Source organism: Acinetobacter sp. UNC436CL71CviS28, assembly GCF_000620525.1.
GTDB classification, from domain to species: Bacteria; Pseudomonadota; Gammaproteobacteria; order Pseudomonadales; family Moraxellaceae; genus Acinetobacter; species Acinetobacter radioresistens.
Map to the genome: position 1 here is coordinate 1 of NZ_JIBB01000031.1, position 16,427 is coordinate 16,427.

The following is a 16,427-nucleotide window of genomic DNA, read 5'->3' on the forward strand; positions in this document are numbered from 1 at the left end:
ATTTACCTGCAGAACTGCGTAAAACGTTGACCTATGACCGTGGACGCGAGATGGCAGAACATAAAATACTTGAAGAAGATTTAGGCATAGATGTATATTTCTGTGACCCACATTCACCCTGGCAAAAAGGCACATGCGAAAATATGAATGGTTTAATTAGGCAATATTTACCTAAAGGGATTGATTTAAATCAGGCAGATCAGCATTATTTAAATCAAGTTGCCATGTCACTGAATACTCGTCCTAGAAAAGCGTTAGATTGGCTTACACCATTAGAGAAATTTGCTCAGCTTGTTGATTATCATAAGACTTTTCAAACTGTCGCACCTCATGTTTGAATTCGCCTTGATTTGCAAACTATAGAAAAAAATTTTGGATTTCATGACGTAATTAAAAAAGAAGCAGCAGTAGGTGTTGAAGCATTAAAAAGCATGAATTTAGTTCAGAATCATGAGGTTTTGTCTGAGTTACTTGATGATATTAAATATGCAAGAAGATTTACTAAAATTGCAAAATCTTCTCCCGTATTGAAATTAGGAATCCCTAATAACGAAATTATTCAATTTTGCCAAACCTTTCCTACTCTGACAGGAAGAATTCGTTTTAATGATGCTGCTGATAAAATTGTATTAGATACTAAAGTTTCCAAGGATTTATTTATTCAATTGCTTATGGATAATTTTCTTACCTCGGAGCTGACCAAGTCTTATTATGCAAGTGTAGCAAAAGACAGTATTAGTAAAGTTGTCATAAGTAATTAGTCAGAAGATATATCGAAAATTATAGAACTATTTAAGTAATATTTATCGGGGATTGCCATGAACGAAACACAACTCGAAAACTTATGCCTTGACTGGTTCGCTGAAAATGGCTGGGAGGTCGTTCATGGTATTGATATTGCACCTGATAGTAGCAATCCTTTTCGCAAAGACTTTAAACAAGTTTTACTTGAAAAAGATATACAGGCTGCCTTTGAACGCTTAAATCCACATTTGCCTGCAGGTTGTTTTGAACAGGTTTGGCAAAAACTGAGCAAGCCTGAAAGTTTGGATCTCGTCACCAATAACCGTGCTTTCCATCGTATGTTGTTGGAAGGTGTGCCTGTCACCTATAAGAAACAGGACGATTGGGTACATGACCATGCCTTCTTGGTGGATTTCAACCATGTGCATCAAAACCGATTTGTGGCGATTAATCAATTTACTATTCTAGGTACTAAACAACCTCGACGTCCTGATATCATTTGCTTTATCAACGGTATTCCGTTTGCTGTGTTGGAACTAAAAAGCCCAACCGATGAAAATGCAGATATATGGGATGCCTTTAACCAGCTGCAAACCTATAAAGAAGAAATCTCGGATCTGTTTGTTTTTAACGAAGCATTGGTAGTCAGTGATGGTGTAACAGCCCGTGTCGGTTCACTGACGGCGAATCAGGAACGCTTTTTGCCGTGGCGTACGATCAAGAATGAAGATGATAAACCCGCTTTAGAATGGGAGTTAGAGACAGTTATTCGAGGCTTCTTTGATCGAGAATTGTTTTTAGATTACATCCGATTCTTTGTGTTATTTGAAACAGATGGCGAAAAGACCATTAAGAAAATTGCAGGCTACCATCAGTTCCATGCGGTTAGGGAAGCGGTACAAGCGACCATTGCAGCAGCCAATCCGAATGGGGATAAGAAAGCAGGCGTTGTTTGGCATACCCAAGGCTCAGGTAAAAGTATCTCCATGTGCTGCTATGCAGGCAAGCTATTACAGCAGCCTGCCATGCACAACCCAACCTTGTTAATCGTCACTGACCGTAATGACTTAGATGGACAGTTGTTTGAAACCTTTAGCAATGCTCAAGATTTATTAAAACAAACGCCAGTTCAAGCCAATAACCGTGATGAGCTGAGAAAGTTTTTAGCTGAGCGTGAGTCTGGTGGAATCATTTTTACCACAGTACAAAAGTTTGCATTATTGGAAGGTGAGAGTGAGCATCCATTATTGAATGGACGCCACAATATTGTCGTGATGTCAGATGAAGCACATCGTAGCCAATATGGTTTGAAAGCAAAACTAGGTAATGATGGCACATACAAGTTCGGCTATGCCAAGCACATGCGCGATGCTTTAAAGAATGCTGCTTTTATTGGCTTTACTGGAACCCCTATTTCGAGTGAGGATAAAGATACCCGAGCGGTCTTTGGCGACTATGTTTCCATATATGACATTCAGGATGCCGTCGATGATGGTGCAACCGTCCCAATCTACTACGAGTCACGCTTGGCAAAGCTAGATATTAATCAGGCTGAAATCGAAGAGCTGTCTGATCAAGTGGATGAGGTGGTGGAAGATGAGGAAGATGTTGGTAACAGGGAAAAGACCAAGAGTGAGTGGAGCCGACTAGAAAAGCTGGTAGGAGCTACACCACGCTTGAAACAGATTGCTGCGGATTTAGTCGCACACTTTGACGCTCGTACTGAAGCGACGGCGGGTAAAGGTATGATTGTGACCATGAGCCGCGAAATCTGTGTGCATTTGTACAATGAAATTATTGCTCTACGCCCAGATTGGCATGACCCTGATCCTGAAAAAGGCAAAATCAAAATTGTGATGACGGGTTCAGCTTCAGATAAACCATTATTACAGCCGCATATCTACAATAAGCAAACTAAAAAACGCCTTGAGAAACGCTTTAAGGACGTAAACGATCCTTTACAATTAGTGATTGTCCGAGATATGTGGCTTACAGGTTTTGATGCACCATGCACGCATACCATGTATATCGACAAACCGATGAAGGGGCACAACCTCATGCAGGCCATTGCACGTGTGAACCGTGTCTTTAAAGATAAGCAGGGTGGACTAGTTGTTGACTATATCGGCATTGCTAATGAATTGAAGCAAGCCTTAAAAACCTATACCGATGCAAAAGGGAAAGGTGAGCCGACTTTACGTGCAGAAGAAGCCTATGCAGTTCTTGCTGAAAAGATGGATGCAATACGAGGAATGTTTGCCAAAACCAATGAACAGGTAGGCATGGATTTAAGTGCTTATGAAACTCAGGCACACCGACTGATTATCCCCGCAGCCAACTATGTGCTGAGCTTAAAGGATGGTAAAAAGCGTTTTCTTGATTTAGTCCTGGCGATCAATAAAGCCTTCTCTTTATGCAGCACCTTGGATGAAGCGAAGAACCTGCACAAAGAAATTGCCTTTTACTCAGCCATTAAAGCGGTCATTAGCAAGCATACCTCTGTAGATCGTAAACTGTCGCAAGCTGAAAAGGACAGTACGCTAAAACAGATTCTGGATAATGCTGTCATTGCTGATGGCGTAACAGATGTCTTTGCAATGTGTGGTTTGGATAAACCCAACATTGGCTTGCTTTCAGATGAGTTCTTAGAAGATGTACGGCAGATGCCATACCGTAACTTGGCAGTTGAACTGTTGGAAAAGTTACTCAATGATGGCATTAAGGCAAAGACACGAAACAATGTGGTACAGGAAAAACGCTTCTCTGACCGTTTGCAGGAAACCTTGAGGAAATACAATAACCGAGCGATTGAAACTTCTCAGGTTATTGAAGAACTTATTCAAATGGCAAAAGAGTTTCAGGCAGAAATGCAGCGTGAAGCTTCACTTGGGTTAAATCCAGATGAAATCGCTTTCTATGATGCTTTGGCAAACAATGAAAGTGCTGTCAGAGAGCTTGGAGACGATACGCTGAAACAGATCGCACGAGAGATTACAGAGAAGCTACGGAAATCAACGACGGTCGATTGGCAGGTTCGGGATAGTGTGCGTGCTCAGCTTAAAATTCTTGTGCGTCGTACATTGCAGCGTTGGAAGTACCCACCTGATAAAGCAGCTGAAGCGATTGAGTTGGTGATGAAGCAAGCTGAGCAGTTGTCGAATGCGTGGACGACTAGCTAAAAAATCATTTATAAAGAACGTAATTTACACAAAATAATTTACATGCTCTTCTTGGGCGAAACCTTTGAAAAAAATAGATAAAGTTACAATAACCAATGTATTTTGGGGGGAGCAATGCGTATCGAAAAAGTTAGAGTTGAGGGGTATAGACTTCTTGAAGATATTGAGATTGTATTAGAAAAGAATTCAACTGTGATTGTTGGGCGAAATAATAGCGGAAAAACATCTTTTACTAGCATATTTGATTGTTTTTGTGGTGAGTCAGGAGCCCGTTTTAGGTTGGAAGATTTTTCTAGTTTGTCTCGTGAGAAGTTTTTAAATGCAAGAAAATTGAAAGAAGAGGGGGCAAGTCCAGAGCAGATATATAATACACTGCCTATAATCACTCTTTCTTTGACATTTCGATACGATAGTGATGCCCCGACTTTAGGACCTCTTTCACCATTTATCATTGATTTAGATATGGACTCTACAACAGCGATTGCTTGTATTGAATATAGGCCTGTCTTAGCAAAAATGCATTTGTTGTTTGATTTACCTCAACCACCAGTAGGTATGGAACCTCAAATACATTTTTTTAAGTGTTTACGTAATAACTTATCAAAAATTTACGAAGTGCATGTTAGTGCAATAGATCCGACGGATAAGTCTAATAAGAGAAATTTCGAGGATACTTCAGCATTCGCAGCATTATTACAATGTAACTTTGTTCAAGCACAAAGAACTCTTGATAAGACAAAGCTTGGTGAGGCTGATGTTATCGGAAAATTACTTAGTGAATTGTTTAAAACAGCTGCTGCACCAACGGCTACAGAATCTGATCAAGAGTTAGCTGCGAAATTAAAGAAATCTGTTGAAGATATTGAGCTTAATGTTCAAAGTGATTTTGACAAAATGCTCAAAAAGTTATTACCTGTTATGGGGGTGATGGGTTTTCCAAGTCTTAATGATACTGAATTAAGGCCTGAAACTTCATTAAATGTAGAGGCACTTTTGTCTGGGCATACAAAAGTTGTTTATAGTGGTACAGATGGTGTGCATTTACCTGAGGGATATAATGGTCTTGGTACGCGAAATTTAATCTATATGCTGCTACAACTTGAAAGCTATCACAAAATTTACCGATCTCAAATTACTCGCCCTTCAGCCCATTTGATATTCATTGAAGAACCTGAAGCTCATTTGCATCCACAGATGCAGGAAGTTTTTATTAATCAATTAAATGTTGCTATTCAAAAGCTTTCGAGTGCCTATCCAGCAGAAGACGTTTGGAATGTTCAGTTTATTATTACTACACATTCTTCTCATGTTGCTAATGCGGCATGTTTTGATGCAGTAAGATATTTCTATAACCAAAAAGATGCAGTGAAAAGTATTAGAAATACTAAAGTTAAAGATTTTAAAAAGGGTATGCAAACAATATCTGTTACTGATAAAGAGTTCTTGCATAAATACATGACTCTGACTAAGTGTGATCTTTATTTTGCAGATAAAGTGATTATGGTTGAGGGGACAACTGAACGGTTATTAATGCCTCGCCTCAGAGAATTAGTTGATAAATCCTTACCAGAACATCAAAAATTAGCAAGCCAGTATGTAACTTGTATTGAAGCTGGAGGAGCTCATGCTCATCTTTTTTATCCACTCCTCGACTTTCTTGAACTTAAGACTTTGGTAGTTACTGATTTAGATTCAATCAAAAAGGTGGAAAAAGAAAATAATAAAAAAAAGAAAATTAACGTATGGGAAAAATGCCCAGTAGCGGAAGGTACGCGAACCTGTAATACCGCAATAAGATATTGGTTTGCTCCTAAGGATATTAAAAAGATAGAGGATTTTCATTTATCCCCAGTAGAACTTTCAGGCAAATCTCGCCACTGAATGCCTGTGCGCATACGATAAAGTATGCCTTCCAGTGTATTTCGGTGTTCATATTTATTGTAAACACGCCCTGTCTCTTTAAGTATTTGCTTTAGGGCTTCCTAGGCGTTATCTGTTAGCATTGTCCTTGGCATAGCAACGTCCGTTCTCGGTGGTATTTTTGATTTTTGGCGAAACCATTATACCTTGTTGCTATGCCGTTCATTTTTCACTCAAAGATCAACAGCCTCTAGTAAGGCACGTACTTGAAGCACTTAAAAGATAAAAATAAAGGCTCTCTAATGTGTTTAGGAGCCATCTAACTTATAGTTGTTTCGGGTGAGGCTTATTTGTTTTTGTGCTCCAGTGCTGTAAGTGATGTACCTACGATAAATATAGACACGACAAACAAGCCTAAATCTTTTAGCAAAAACTGGCCAGGAACCACAGAGATCGCAGGAAACCCAAGAGATGCCTCAAAAACACCGGGTGTAGTCAGCATGAACGACAATGTCGTAAAAAAGAGTCCGGTTGAAAGTACACCGCCCAAGATTGCGAGCTTAGGGGAGAAAACTCGTGCAGCGATTAACAGGCCAACTGAAATTTCAAGCACACCCAGAAAATTTGAGAATCCTTGAATGCTGAGGAAGCTATACATCCACGAAAGCAGAGGGCTATTACTAACAAAACCATGTATACCGTTTGCTTCGTAGCTAGTGAATTTCATGCCACCAAACCACAAATATATTATCGTCATGGCAACGTAGATGCCACCTATACCAAACTTAGTGATTTTTGCACCGAGATTATTACTAAGGGTATTGGTATTCTGGACACCATTTTCAATTTCGGGAATAGTCATCTTATATCTCCAATTATTTTTAGCCATGTGGACTCACTCTATGTAGCCCACTAAAATGATATGACTCTTGAGAAAAACTATATGTTTACTCGAGTCGAACCTAACTTAGGTAATTGCTGTAGTTGAGCACCAATGGATTAGACATCAATGCCTAGTGGTTGAACGGCCGGGAAGTCGACCTCGGTCTGTGTCACTTCGTTAACGTAGTTAGTGAAAGTGTTCAGGGCAACAGCCAACAGAATATCCACTACATGTGCATCACTGTAGCCAGCGTTCAGCACCGCTTGGACCTGGTCATTGCTGACTTGCCCGCGCTGGCGGACTACGGCGGCAGCAAAACGCACGGCTGCGTCGGCCTTAGGGTCATTTGATGCACCGCTGCGGTTGGCAGTGAGTTCAGCATCATCAAGCTTGGCCACCTTACGGCCTAGGAAGGAATGGGCAGCAAGGCAATAATCGCAGCCGTTGATCTCAGCGACGGCTAGGGCAATACGCTCAAGAGTCGCTGTACCCAAGCCGCCCTGTGCTGATGCTGCGCTCAATTGCAGGTAGCCAGTCAGCGCAGCAGGGCTGTTGGCAACGACGCGGAACATGTTAGGAACGCGGCCCAGTTGTTTTTCCACAGCCTTGAGTGAGGTATGGGTAGCAGTAGGCGCGGCGTCGATTGTGGTAGGGGTGTTCAAACGTGACATAAATTTCTCCTAGTGATTTGAAAGACAGCACGCTGTATTGGCGTGGAATAAATTGTATTTAAGAAGGTTCTGCTTGATAATCCGTTGCTATCAGACAGCTCATCTTCACGTCTTGCGCAGTCGCCATTTCAGTGCCACTACACACCTTCGTTGACGTCACGCCGTCCTGATTTCTAAGGAGGTCTTCGAGACCCCAAAAACACCCTCCGGCAACGATCACATAATCTAGTTTCATAAAGCCTCCTTAGTTTTCATCCACTTACTGATTAGACTGACTTTACAGCATGTAAAATAGATATAATATGTTCAATAGTTCGTATAACATGACCTATTGGACAGTTTACGTAGGGGCTATGTATGGATGCAGACTTTGGATATCAGATTAAAAGAGTTGTGAAATTAAGGGTTCACGAAAAACTGCAAATATAGGGCAAATCAGATTGTCTATACCCATAATTTAGAGCGCCCGAGCATCAGGAACTCACTGAAAGCAGACGTTTCTGAAAATAAACAAGGCACAGCGCTTGAAAATTTCGAGACATCAACGTTTTGCCAAAAGGCTAAAAATGCGTGCACTACTCATTTCGCATTTAAAGAGAGCATCGGTTATTAGGCAATAACGATGTGGCCAAAATTTGTCGACCACTACACTATCTCGTAAACGAGTTTGATAGACGTCAACTAGTACGTATTTTTAGTGTAAGGTCATATTAATGCACGATGCTAAACTCTGCTGTGAGCTAGGTAGGATGTATAAATACCATAAATATTTCAATGCTTTACTTTTTAAAGCTCAAGTGAGTTACTCAGTTCCGACTGTTGGTGGCAGATTTGGAATCTCGCGATTTGTCTTAAATGTCAGCCAAGCAAGTCTCTCGCTAATAAAGTGTTGACTATCCCTGACAAAGTAACAATTTCTTGCCATAATCAGACTTAAGCACTTTACTTAGAGTGTATGTGCGCCGCTTAATGCATCAATGCTGCTAATTCCCTGATTGACATCAATCACTTTGTTTCCTGTTTGATACTCTGAGATAAACAAGATCGAATGATGCAAAAGGGGACTATTTAAATACTGAGGGAACAAATGGCAGTAGATTTGAGCATAGAAACCGCTCTGCTCCTAGAGCGCTGGCAAGGCATTGTAAACTCGATGGCTCAAGTCGCGGAAGTGCCTTGTGTGCTGATTAATCGATTAGATAAAAACGAAATTTGTCAGGCTGTTGGCAGTGTGTCAGTACCAACTTTTTATTGCGGTGAACCTGTTCCATTGGCACTTAACACTTATTGTTCCCAAGTCATTTCCAGTAACCAGCCATTACTAGTTGAAAATGCAATCGGTACCCGATATGAAAACAATAACCCAACATTTGCAGCAGGCTTTAGTTATTACTATGGCCTGCCATTGCTTTGGCCTAGCGGAAAAACTTTCGGTACTTTGTGTATGTTGGACTTTTCAAGCCCAGATCGGGCATCACAACACTGTTCCTTACTCACACTTTTTAAGCAGGCCATTGAATACGATTTACAGATGCTTCAACAACAGCAAGATCTGCTAAAGCGTGAGCAACAAGCAGACAAAAAATTTATACAACTATTCAATGAGATGTCAAATAGGATAAGACCGGTAACTAATAATAAGTTGCTTCAATCTGAGTTGTTTGTACTTTTGACAAGCCAATACCAATACTGGCATCAGGAACTGGATAAGCAGCTTAATCAAACCGTCCTGACTGATGAAAACTCCATTCATATAGCGGCACTGGTTCGAATTTGGTCAAATTTGTTGGCGATTGCCCATGAAACAGAATGGTTGAGAGCTACGGCAGTTCTAGAACCTTATAGTTGTGATGCTGTTGCGTCACTGGTCAATGCAACTCCATTATTAGAACAAGCAGTGTATAAAACAGCGCTGACCCTTGGTGCTGATCTCGTTTTGAGGAGTCATTTGCCTAATCCACTGTTACTAAGTGGGAAACCAGAGTTATGGTCTCTGATAGGACTAGCTATCACGAGCTTTTTAGTTGTTGGCGCCAGCGGTACAAGTATAACTATTTTTGTCAGTAACCGATTAAAAGGTAAGTACAGAGTTTTGGAATGGTCCCTTCTTGTAAAAGGCCAGACGATGCCGCTGCGTTTTACCCGCGATAATCAAGCGCTTTATGGTTTTGCAACAGTATGTGCCGAGTTAGCGGGTGCTGTTCTTGAATCTGGTGAGTGGCAATTAACTGAGAGTCTTCAGCAACAGAGTCGTTATCTCAACTCAAATCGTGATCACGTTGACGACATTGAAAGCAGGAATGCTTCAAGAACTGCTAATGGCATAACCAGGCTTATCTGCTTATCGATACCGGTGATGGGAGACGATTTATAAACACTCAGCGATGATCAGCGAAGTTGTGTTTTAGTTTTCTTGTTGGCACTACATCCGGTATGGCGGCCTTTAATCTGAGAGTGACACTTGGGATAACTGAAAAACTGGCTGTGATTCTGCTGAACGGAGCTTGGTGCTAAGCATGTTGGCGTCATTCAAAGCAAGGTCAACACTGCTATTAACGTTTACGATTATCTGACGGACGTGCTGCTGCGCGTCAACCAACATCCAGTAAGCAAGGTACATGAACTAATGCCGAAGTTACGGAAAGCTCAGTTCGAAAGCGCATTACAGCGTTCAGCTCTATTTAGCAATCCCGATGCTTCGGTAAAATAAGCCACGGAAAATGCTCCGGAGGCCGCATGCACACTAAATAGATGACGTTAGACGAAGAGTTGGATTTAAACGAGCAAATTATAGAGCCTGCGACCGGAAAAGCCAAAAGTTTATAAATACAGCTAAAACTCAAATCAAGCAGGCGAATATTGTACAAAACAATACCATTGCTACAGAGATAACTTCAAGTCTGACAGATCTATGCTAGAGTTAAATCAACGATTTAATTCATTTTTCTATGCAGGATCTTTGAAAAATGCAGTAGAAAAACGGAGAAGTACATGACCTTTAGTTTAGCTCAAACAGCTAGTGCAGAAACCACACTAAAAGCACCTGCTGAAGCAGATCAGAACCTGCGGGATATCACTGAACTGGCGTGTTATATCTGTGATGCACCAGTGGCTATGGTGACGCGAACCGATGACACAAAGCTGAATCTAATTGCAAAAGTTGGTATTTCGCGTACCTCTGTATTAATTAAAGAGTCCTTTTGCGTGTATGCAATGGAAACACCTGATGCGGTAATGGTGGTCCCTGACGCTACTTTAGATCACAGATTCAGTACCAATGCTATGGTGATTTCAGGACCTGGCTACCGATTTTATGCTGGCTCGCCGCTGATTGATCCCGAAGGTGCAGTGATTGGTACTATTTGTGTCTATGATCATGTTCCTAAGCAGCTGAACCAGCGGCAGATAAGCTCTTTGCAGGCTCTGTCCAGACAAGTGATCGCCATACTGGAGCTGAAAAAAGTCGGCGAACAATTACATAATACCAGCATGACGGATGCGCTGACAGGGGTGAACAACAGAAGAGCTTTTGACCTCAAGTTTGAAGCTGAATTTGCTCGCTGGCAAAGAACAGGACAATCTTTTGTACTGGCATTGATTGATATTGATCACTTTAAGAGTTTTAACGACAGCTATGGTCATGCCGCAGGAGATGAGGCACTGAGTCAAGTCGCGGCTCTGTTTCAGCGCCATAGCAGGAACTATGACTTTTTCGCCCGTTATGGTGGTGAAGAGTTTGTGCTGATCCTGCCAGGCACAGACACAGCGTCCGCAAATAAAACACTGGAAAAGTTAAGGCTGGTAGTGGCTAACCATGAGTGGTTATTACGACAATTAACGGTCAGCATAGGTTTGGCCAGCGCTGATTTATTTGACGACAAAAAGCAGTTGCTCGAAGTCGCCGATCAGATGTTATACAAAGCTAAAACCCAAGGCCGCAATCAAACCAGTGTGTTCGCCACACTGTAAGAGATCTGTTCATGCTGCGCTGATCTCAAGACCTCATAAAAACTGAGGTCTTGCTTCGGTCGATAAGCTGGTCTGATATTGGCATTATTTATTCCTTTCAAATACATGGGTAATGCGACTTACACAGATTTTTTATGCTCTCTTGGACTCCATGTGAAGGAGATCGTCACATTCTTTACATATAGAAAATAGAGTTCTTTAGCCAGCTGCAATTTCAGATTAACCGATTCGGTAAGCTTTCTGCATTTCCGGAGACAACTTTTTTAGCCAGCTTGAGAGACTGAAGCCTTTTCTATCGGTACTATTTAATTTAGTAAAATACAGATGTTCATCCCAGCGAGGACCGAAATCTACTTCTGCAAGACTTACAAGCTGTTTGTTTCTGCGAAGACGATGCTTTTGATGGTAATCTTCGGCGGGCCAAAAATAACCATTTTGTTCTCCGGCCTCAATCACCTCGGGAGATTTCTCCTTTCCAATCGCTTGAATCAGTTCTTCAGCTACTTGTTTTTGCTCCAGATCAAAAACAAAAAGTATCTGGCGATACTGGCCCTGCTTTCTACCATGAACAGACCATGATTCAAAACTTCCAAGAAGTTCCCTGTAGCTGATTTGGTCTTTATCGTAGATCACTCTGACGACTTCGGCGTGTCCGTTGATGTTGCGGTAACTCGGATCCAGAGTTGATGCTCCAGCGTAGCCAACACGTGTTTGCACTACTCCCTGCGTCCCTCCAAAATTAGAATCCGGTCCCCAAAAGCAACCCATGCCGAAAACCGTTTGACTAAGCTTCCCGATTTTCAATGCTTCTTCGATTGCTTCAGGGGTTGCAAATTCATAGCTTTCAACACCGTCTTCTTTATTCATTTTTAGATCCGACATATTTTTCTCCTAACTTTCAAGAATTGTAGCCACTCCCATTCCTCCCGCCGTGCAAACGACGATAAGGCCACGTTTTCCAGGACCAGCTGAGTGCAGTATCTTTGCTAAAACTCCGACGATCTTAGCGCCAGTAGCCGCAAACGGATGCCCAAGGGCAATGCTACTTCCACGGACATTTAGCTTCGAGCGGTCAATTTTTCCGAGAGGCTCAGAACGTCCCAAGCGTGTTTTGCAGTATTCGGGAGACTCCCAAGCCTTCATGGTACAGAGTACCTGCCCAGCGAAAGCCTCATGAATTTCATAAAAATCAAAATCCTGAAGCTTTAAGCCGTTTCGCTTCAATAATTCACTGACGGCCACAGTTGGGGCCATAAGCAAACCTTCGCCAGCGACATAATCCACGGCGGAAGTATGAGAATCCACAATCTTAGCCAACAGGGGCCAATTATTCTTTTTTGCCTCTTCTTCTGATGCTAAAAGAACGGTGGATGAGCCATCTGTGAGCGAGCTTGAATTTCCCGCCGTCAAAGTCCCTTTTTCTGATTTATCAAAAACAGGTTTTAACTTCGACAATTTTTCCAAAGTTGTATCAGCACGCAAAATTCCATCGGTCTTATTTCCTTGGAATGGAAAGACGAGATCATCATAAAACCCATCTTTATATGCTTGAGCTGCATTTCTGTGACTTGCCAGCGCTAACTCATCTTGCTCTTGGCGAGAAATATTCCACTCTTTAACCATGAGTTCGCAATGCTCACCCATTGATTTTCCGGTGCGTGGCTCAACCACTGCGGGCAACACTGGCTTTAGATCGCTAGGTTTAATTCCTAAAATGATTTTTACTTTCTCACCAAGCGTTCTGGCAGAATTCAACGCAATCAATTTTCTTGCGAAAGTTCGACTAACCATAATGGGCAAATCGCTGTTGCTATCAACACCGCCCGCAATGCCACTTTCAATTTGGTGGCTAGAAATTTTGTGAGCAATCTGAATCGTATTTTCCAAGCTCGTTCCGCAAGCACGTTGCACGTTATATGCCGGAGTGTTTGGATGCAAACCGGAGGATTGAACGACTTCACGAGCCAAATTCCAGTTAGCCGAGCTGTGCATGACAGCTCCTAAGGCTACATCGCCCACAGTTTTTCCTTCCAAGTTATATCTATCAACTAAACTCTTTAGGCTCGCCGTCATTAGTTCTTCACTTGAGACGTCTCGATATGCGGTCATAGATTTCATAAATGGAATCCGAGCTCCACCTACGATATAAACGTTTCTCGTTTTCATAATTTCACCTCCGGCTTTGTGTGCCGTTCAAAAACTTCTCCGACCTTCACGTCGTACGATTCAAAGTCGTACGATTCAAAAATGTAGTCTTTGCCAAGCATCTTGGCTTTTTTGTGTTCGGGATGCTTATCCCAAGCATCGAAAGCTTCTCTGGTAAGGAACTCGACAATTAGAACATCTTCACCGTTAGGAGAAGAAAACCGCTCATGGCTTCCGTAACCAGGAATGGCTTCGACAAGCGCGGACATCTCGGCGTATCTTCTTTCAAACTCCCCACCGTGCTCCTTGGCAACACGACTGCGGAAAACTGCTATAATCATTGATCTGACTCCTTACTAAGCTAATTACAATCCTCAAAAAAAAGATCTCGTTATTTTATCGAAGCTTCCAACCACTTGTCAAGGTCCTTGAACTTGGGGTTTCTCAGCTTCTTTGTCCCAACCAGTATTGTCGGGAAATTTAACTTTCCAGTAGTATAAAGGGATCGCAGTTCATCAGCTGCCGCGTCGTCTTCGTGAACATCTAAAAAATCAAACTCGATTCCTTTTTCTTTCAAGTACGACTGGTAAATCTTGGTTTTGTGGCAGTCCTTATGACCGAACAGCTTAATCAACACGAACGGCTCCTTTTTTCAAAAGGTTCACTTTCATAAACCCCCTCGATTTAAAAATTATTCTACAAACTTCAATGACTCCGAGTTAATACAGAATCGGACCCCTGATGGCTCAGGACCATCTGGAAAAACGTGCCCTAAGTGGGCTTCGCACACATTGCATAGCACTTCGATTCTTCGTCCGTAAGTCGTGTCCAGTTCATATTGAATTACGTTGTCGGCGACGGGCTCAGAAAAACTCGGCCAACCTGTTCCCGAATCAAACTTAACGTTCGAATCAAACAGTTCAGTGTCGCAGCCCGCGCAGGCATACCGTCCTGCCTCATAAAATGAACAGAGTTCCCCAGTGTGAGGGCGCTCGGTGCCTTTCTTCCGCATGACATTAAATTGAGCGGGCGTCAGAATTTTTTTCCACTCTTCCTCGCTCTTTTCTACTTTTCTAGGAGGAGCGGGAGTGCCGTTATCGAGATAGTTGTTAATGCTTTCCCAGTTGAACATAAATTTGCTCCTTTATTTTTGGGTTTGTTCTTTAGCTATCAATCCACGCGAAGAAGTCAGTCGCGCTACCAATGAATTTTCCATCCACAAAAACTTGCGGAACAGTTTGAAGGTTGGTTTTTTTCTTCAACTCATCATAAGTCTTGGGATCGTCATCCACGCGAATTTGTTTAAAATCAACTTTTTCAGAAGTTAAGTACTCCTTCACGCGTTTACTAAACGGACAATGGTCTTTTGTGTAGATGACAACGTTCTTAAGTTCTTTCATTTTTTCCTCTTTCGTTTGATTCATGGTTTAATCTCTCTCAAAATGGCACGTGTACCCGTGGGGATTCTTCTTCAAATAGTTTTGGTGATACTCCTCAGCGTCATAAAACTCTTTTTCCAAGGCTACCGTCGTGACCACGGGATTCTCGAAGCGACCGATCTCATTGACCTCATCAATCACGTTTTCGATAATCGCTTTCTGTGCATCGTCACGATAGAACGCTGCCGAGCGATACGAAGTGCCAACATCATTTCCTTGGCGATTCTTCGTAGTCGGATCATGGATTTTGAAAAAGTAATGTAGAATCTCTTCGAGAGATATTTCGTCTTGGTCGTATTCCACGCGAACCGCTTCGGCGTGCCCCGTTTTCCCTGTTATAATATCGGCGTAGGTAGGATCATCAAAATCTCCGCCAGAGTAGCCCACCTTCGTTGACGTCACACCGTCCAGACTCCTAAGGAGGTCTTCGAGACCCCAAAAACACCCTCCGGCAACGATCACATTATTTATTTTTCATAAAGCCTCCTTGGTTTTTATCTATTTACTAATGGAACTGAATTTACAGCATGTAAAATAGATATAACATGCTCAATAGTTCGTATAATGTGACTTATTAGACAGTTTACGTAGGAGCTATATATGGATGTTCTCAGTGAAATTTTAGATAAGGTAGAGCTTACTAGCAGCTACTGGTATAGAACCTCATTTGCGGGAGACTGGGGCATCAGCCTCCCGCAGGAAGAGAATCTAGCGAGATTTCACATCGTGACTCATGGCGAGTTTTGGTATGAGGTGCCAAAACTTAAACTTAAAGCATTGGCGGAGCAGGGCGATATTTTGATCTTTTTCAAAGGGATGGAGCACACCATGGCCAGTGCACCAAAAATCAAGGCCGAGCCTGCGGTCGAATTTAGAGCTAAAGCCAACCTCACCGAAGCTCAAGTTTTGGAATACGGTGATCAGAGCAAGCTCAAAGCCAACGTCGTTTGCGGACATTTTTGTTTTAATGGCGGACCCGATCATCCATTCTTAAATTCGCTGCCAAATGTCGTGCATATCAAGAGTGCTGATAACTCCCACTCGCCTTGGCTTGCCATGCTTTTAAGTATTATAGAGCAGGAAGCAAAATCAGGGCTTCCTGGAAGCAACACGTTAGTCAGAAAGCTGACCGAAATTATCTTCGTGCAAGCGTTAAGAATCCACATGTACAAATCCAATAAAAATGCTGGATTCTTCAAACTGATCGAAAATCCGCAACTCAGCAAAACCTTGGAAGCTATTCATCATAGTCTCGATAAAAAATGGGGTCTTGACGATCTCGCCGGGATTGCGGGGATGTCGCGTACGAACTACAGCGTCAAATTTAAGGAGCTGTCAGGCATGACACCTCTTGATTATTTAACCTATTGTCGGCTTGAAAAAGCAAAGCAGCTGCTTAAAGAATCCGGTAAGTCTGTTCCCGAAGTGAGTGAAGCCATTGGGTATCCGGCACATGAACACTTTCAAAAGTTGTTTAAGAAAAAAATTGGCAAAACTCCTAGCGCGTACAGAAAAGAAAATTCTGAAAAGGTGTAAA

Annotated in this window: 17 protein-coding genes and 1 pseudogene; 7 read left to right on the top strand and 11 right to left on the bottom strand. The window is 42.2% G+C overall.

Annotated elements, in window-relative coordinates; all coding sequences use genetic code 11:
- The 4 genes from N518_RS16815 to N518_RS0111445 all read left to right on the top strand — a co-directional run.
- A partial coding sequence (locus N518_RS16815; protein WP_032050483.1) for an IS30 family transposase occupies positions 1 to 338 on the top strand: 338 nt, incomplete at its 5' end.
- A gap of 12 nt (positions 339 to 350) precedes the next feature.
- Entirely contained in the window at positions 351 to 761 is a 411-nt protein-coding gene (locus N518_RS16285; RefSeq protein ID WP_051531905.1) for a Kiwa anti-phage protein KwaB-like domain-containing protein, read from the top strand.
- A 57-nt stretch (positions 762 to 818) separates the two neighbouring features.
- Complete coding sequence (locus N518_RS0111440) at positions 819 to 3,923, top strand: type I restriction endonuclease subunit R (protein ID WP_026444284.1); 3,105 nt, start codon at positions 819 to 821, stop codon at positions 3,921 to 3,923.
- 114 nt (positions 3,924 to 4,037) lie between these two features.
- Entirely contained in the window at positions 4,038 to 5,804 is a 1,767-nt protein-coding gene (locus N518_RS0111445) for an ATP-dependent nuclease (RefSeq protein ID WP_026444285.1), read from the top strand.
- On the opposite strand, the pseudogene N518_RS16820 reads toward N518_RS0111445, so the two are convergent.
- The 4 genes and pseudogenes from N518_RS16820 to N518_RS17380 form a co-directional block, all read right to left on the bottom strand.
- A pseudogene (locus tag N518_RS16820) lies at positions 5,783 to 5,890 on the bottom strand (transposase); the annotation flags it as partial. The gene N518_RS0111445 and the pseudogene N518_RS16820 sit on opposite strands and share 22 nt — an antisense overlap.
- Positions 5,891 to 6,129: 239 nt before the next feature.
- Positions 6,130 to 6,645, bottom strand: coding sequence for a YkgB family protein (locus tag N518_RS0111450; RefSeq protein ID WP_026444286.1), 516 nt, complete (start codon positions 6,643 to 6,645; stop codon positions 6,130 to 6,132).
- A 137-nt stretch (positions 6,646 to 6,782) separates the two neighbouring features.
- Positions 6,783 to 7,337 (bottom strand): carboxymuconolactone decarboxylase family protein, encoded by a 555-nt coding sequence (locus N518_RS0111455; protein WP_000088799.1) that lies wholly within the window; start codon positions 7,335 to 7,337, stop codon positions 6,783 to 6,785.
- Positions 7,338 to 7,395: 58 nt separating this feature from the next.
- On the bottom strand, positions 7,396 to 7,572 hold the full coding sequence (locus N518_RS17380) for a peptide-methionine (S)-S-oxide reductase (RefSeq protein WP_005006244.1): 177 nt from the start codon (positions 7,570 to 7,572) through the stop codon (positions 7,396 to 7,398).
- A gap of 852 nt (positions 7,573 to 8,424) precedes the next feature.
- Between N518_RS17380 and N518_RS0111465 the strand changes: the two genes are divergently transcribed.
- The gene (locus N518_RS0111465; protein WP_000257537.1) at positions 8,425 to 9,711 is read left to right on the top strand and encodes a GAF domain-containing protein; all 1,287 of its coding nucleotides are present in this window, start codon (positions 8,425 to 8,427) and stop codon (positions 9,709 to 9,711) included.
- Between the two features lie 617 nt (positions 9,712 to 10,328).
- Positions 10,329 to 11,306: a sensor domain-containing diguanylate cyclase gene (locus N518_RS0111470; protein ID WP_002119794.1), complete on the top strand. Its 978-nt coding sequence runs from the start codon at positions 10,329 to 10,331 to the stop codon at positions 11,304 to 11,306.
- Positions 11,307 to 11,525: 219 nt separating this feature from the next.
- On the opposite strand, the gene N518_RS0111475 is transcribed toward N518_RS0111470, so the two are convergent.
- From N518_RS0111475 to msrA, 7 genes are read right to left on the bottom strand one after another with little or no spacing between them, the layout of a single operon-like run.
- Positions 11,526 to 12,188 (bottom strand): peptide-methionine (S)-S-oxide reductase MsrA, encoded by a 663-nt coding sequence (locus tag N518_RS0111475; RefSeq protein WP_001281573.1) that lies wholly within the window; start codon positions 12,186 to 12,188, stop codon positions 11,526 to 11,528.
- A 9-nt stretch (positions 12,189 to 12,197) separates the two neighbouring features.
- On the bottom strand, positions 12,198 to 13,472 hold the full coding sequence (locus tag N518_RS0111480) for an acetyl-CoA C-acetyltransferase (protein ID WP_026444287.1): 1,275 nt from the start codon (positions 13,470 to 13,472) through the stop codon (positions 12,198 to 12,200).
- Positions 13,469 to 13,792, bottom strand: a complete 324-nt coding sequence (locus N518_RS0111485) for an antibiotic biosynthesis monooxygenase family protein (RefSeq protein WP_026444288.1) — start codon at positions 13,790 to 13,792, stop codon at positions 13,469 to 13,471. The genes N518_RS0111480 and N518_RS0111485 overlap by 4 nt, the downstream gene beginning before the upstream one ends.
- A 50-nt stretch (positions 13,793 to 13,842) precedes the next feature.
- Complete coding sequence (locus N518_RS0111490) at positions 13,843 to 14,088, bottom strand: glutaredoxin family protein (protein WP_026444289.1); 246 nt, start codon at positions 14,086 to 14,088, stop codon at positions 13,843 to 13,845.
- A 54-nt stretch (positions 14,089 to 14,142) separates the two neighbouring features.
- Positions 14,143 to 14,583 (bottom strand): peptide-methionine (R)-S-oxide reductase MsrB, encoded by a 441-nt coding sequence (gene msrB, locus N518_RS0111495; protein ID WP_026444290.1) that lies wholly within the window; start codon positions 14,581 to 14,583, stop codon positions 14,143 to 14,145.
- Positions 14,584 to 14,614: 31 nt separating this feature from the next.
- Complete coding sequence (locus N518_RS0111500; protein WP_001076938.1) at positions 14,615 to 14,875, bottom strand: glutaredoxin; 261 nt, start codon at positions 14,873 to 14,875, stop codon at positions 14,615 to 14,617.
- Between the two features lie 3 nt (positions 14,876 to 14,878).
- Positions 14,879 to 15,352, bottom strand: a complete 474-nt coding sequence (gene msrA / locus N518_RS0111505) for a peptide-methionine (S)-S-oxide reductase MsrA (RefSeq protein WP_081402534.1) — start codon at positions 15,350 to 15,352, stop codon at positions 14,879 to 14,881.
- Positions 15,353 to 15,490: 138 nt separating this feature from the next.
- Between msrA and N518_RS0111510 the strand changes: the two genes are divergently transcribed.
- Positions 15,491 to 16,426 carry an AraC family transcriptional regulator gene (locus N518_RS0111510; RefSeq protein WP_002123001.1) on the top strand — a complete coding sequence of 312 codons (936 nt, stop codon included), beginning with the start codon at positions 15,491 to 15,493 and terminating at the stop codon, positions 16,424 to 16,426.
- The last annotated feature ends 1 nt before the right edge of the window (position 16,427 follow it).

Coding starts and splice junctions, on each gene's coding strand:
- N518_RS0111440 (WP_026444284.1), top strand. CDS start 819: ATGAACGAAACACAACTCGAAAACTTATGCCTTGACTGGTTCGCTGAA.
- N518_RS0111445 (WP_026444285.1), top strand. CDS start 4,038: ATGCGTATCGAAAAAGTTAGAGTTGAGGGGTATAGACTTCTTGAAGAT.
- N518_RS0111450 (WP_026444286.1), bottom strand. CDS start 6,645: ATGACTATTCCCGAAATTGAAAATGGTGTCCAGAATACCAATACCCTT.
- N518_RS0111455 (WP_000088799.1), bottom strand. CDS start 7,337: ATGTCACGTTTGAACACCCCTACCACAATCGACGCCGCGCCTACTGCT.
- N518_RS17380 (WP_005006244.1), bottom strand. CDS start 7,572: ATGAAACTAGATTATGTGATCGTTGCCGGAGGGTGTTTTTGGGGTCTC.
- N518_RS0111465 (WP_000257537.1), top strand. CDS start 8,425: ATGGCAGTAGATTTGAGCATAGAAACCGCTCTGCTCCTAGAGCGCTGG.
- N518_RS0111470 (WP_002119794.1), top strand. CDS start 10,329: ATGACCTTTAGTTTAGCTCAAACAGCTAGTGCAGAAACCACACTAAAA.
- N518_RS0111475 (WP_001281573.1), bottom strand. CDS start 12,188: ATGTCGGATCTAAAAATGAATAAAGAAGACGGTGTTGAAAGCTATGAA.
- N518_RS0111480 (WP_026444287.1), bottom strand. CDS start 13,472: ATGAAAACGAGAAACGTTTATATCGTAGGTGGAGCTCGGATTCCATTT.
- N518_RS0111485 (WP_026444288.1), bottom strand. CDS start 13,792: ATGATTATAGCAGTTTTCCGCAGTCGTGTTGCCAAGGAGCACGGTGGG.
- msrB (WP_026444290.1), bottom strand. CDS start 14,583: ATGTTCAACTGGGAAAGCATTAACAACTATCTCGATAACGGCACTCCC.
- N518_RS0111500 (WP_001076938.1), bottom strand. CDS start 14,875: ATGAATCAAACGAAAGAGGAAAAAATGAAAGAACTTAAGAACGTTGTC.
- N518_RS0111510 (WP_002123001.1), top strand. CDS start 15,491: ATGGATGTTCTCAGTGAAATTTTAGATAAGGTAGAGCTTACTAGCAGC.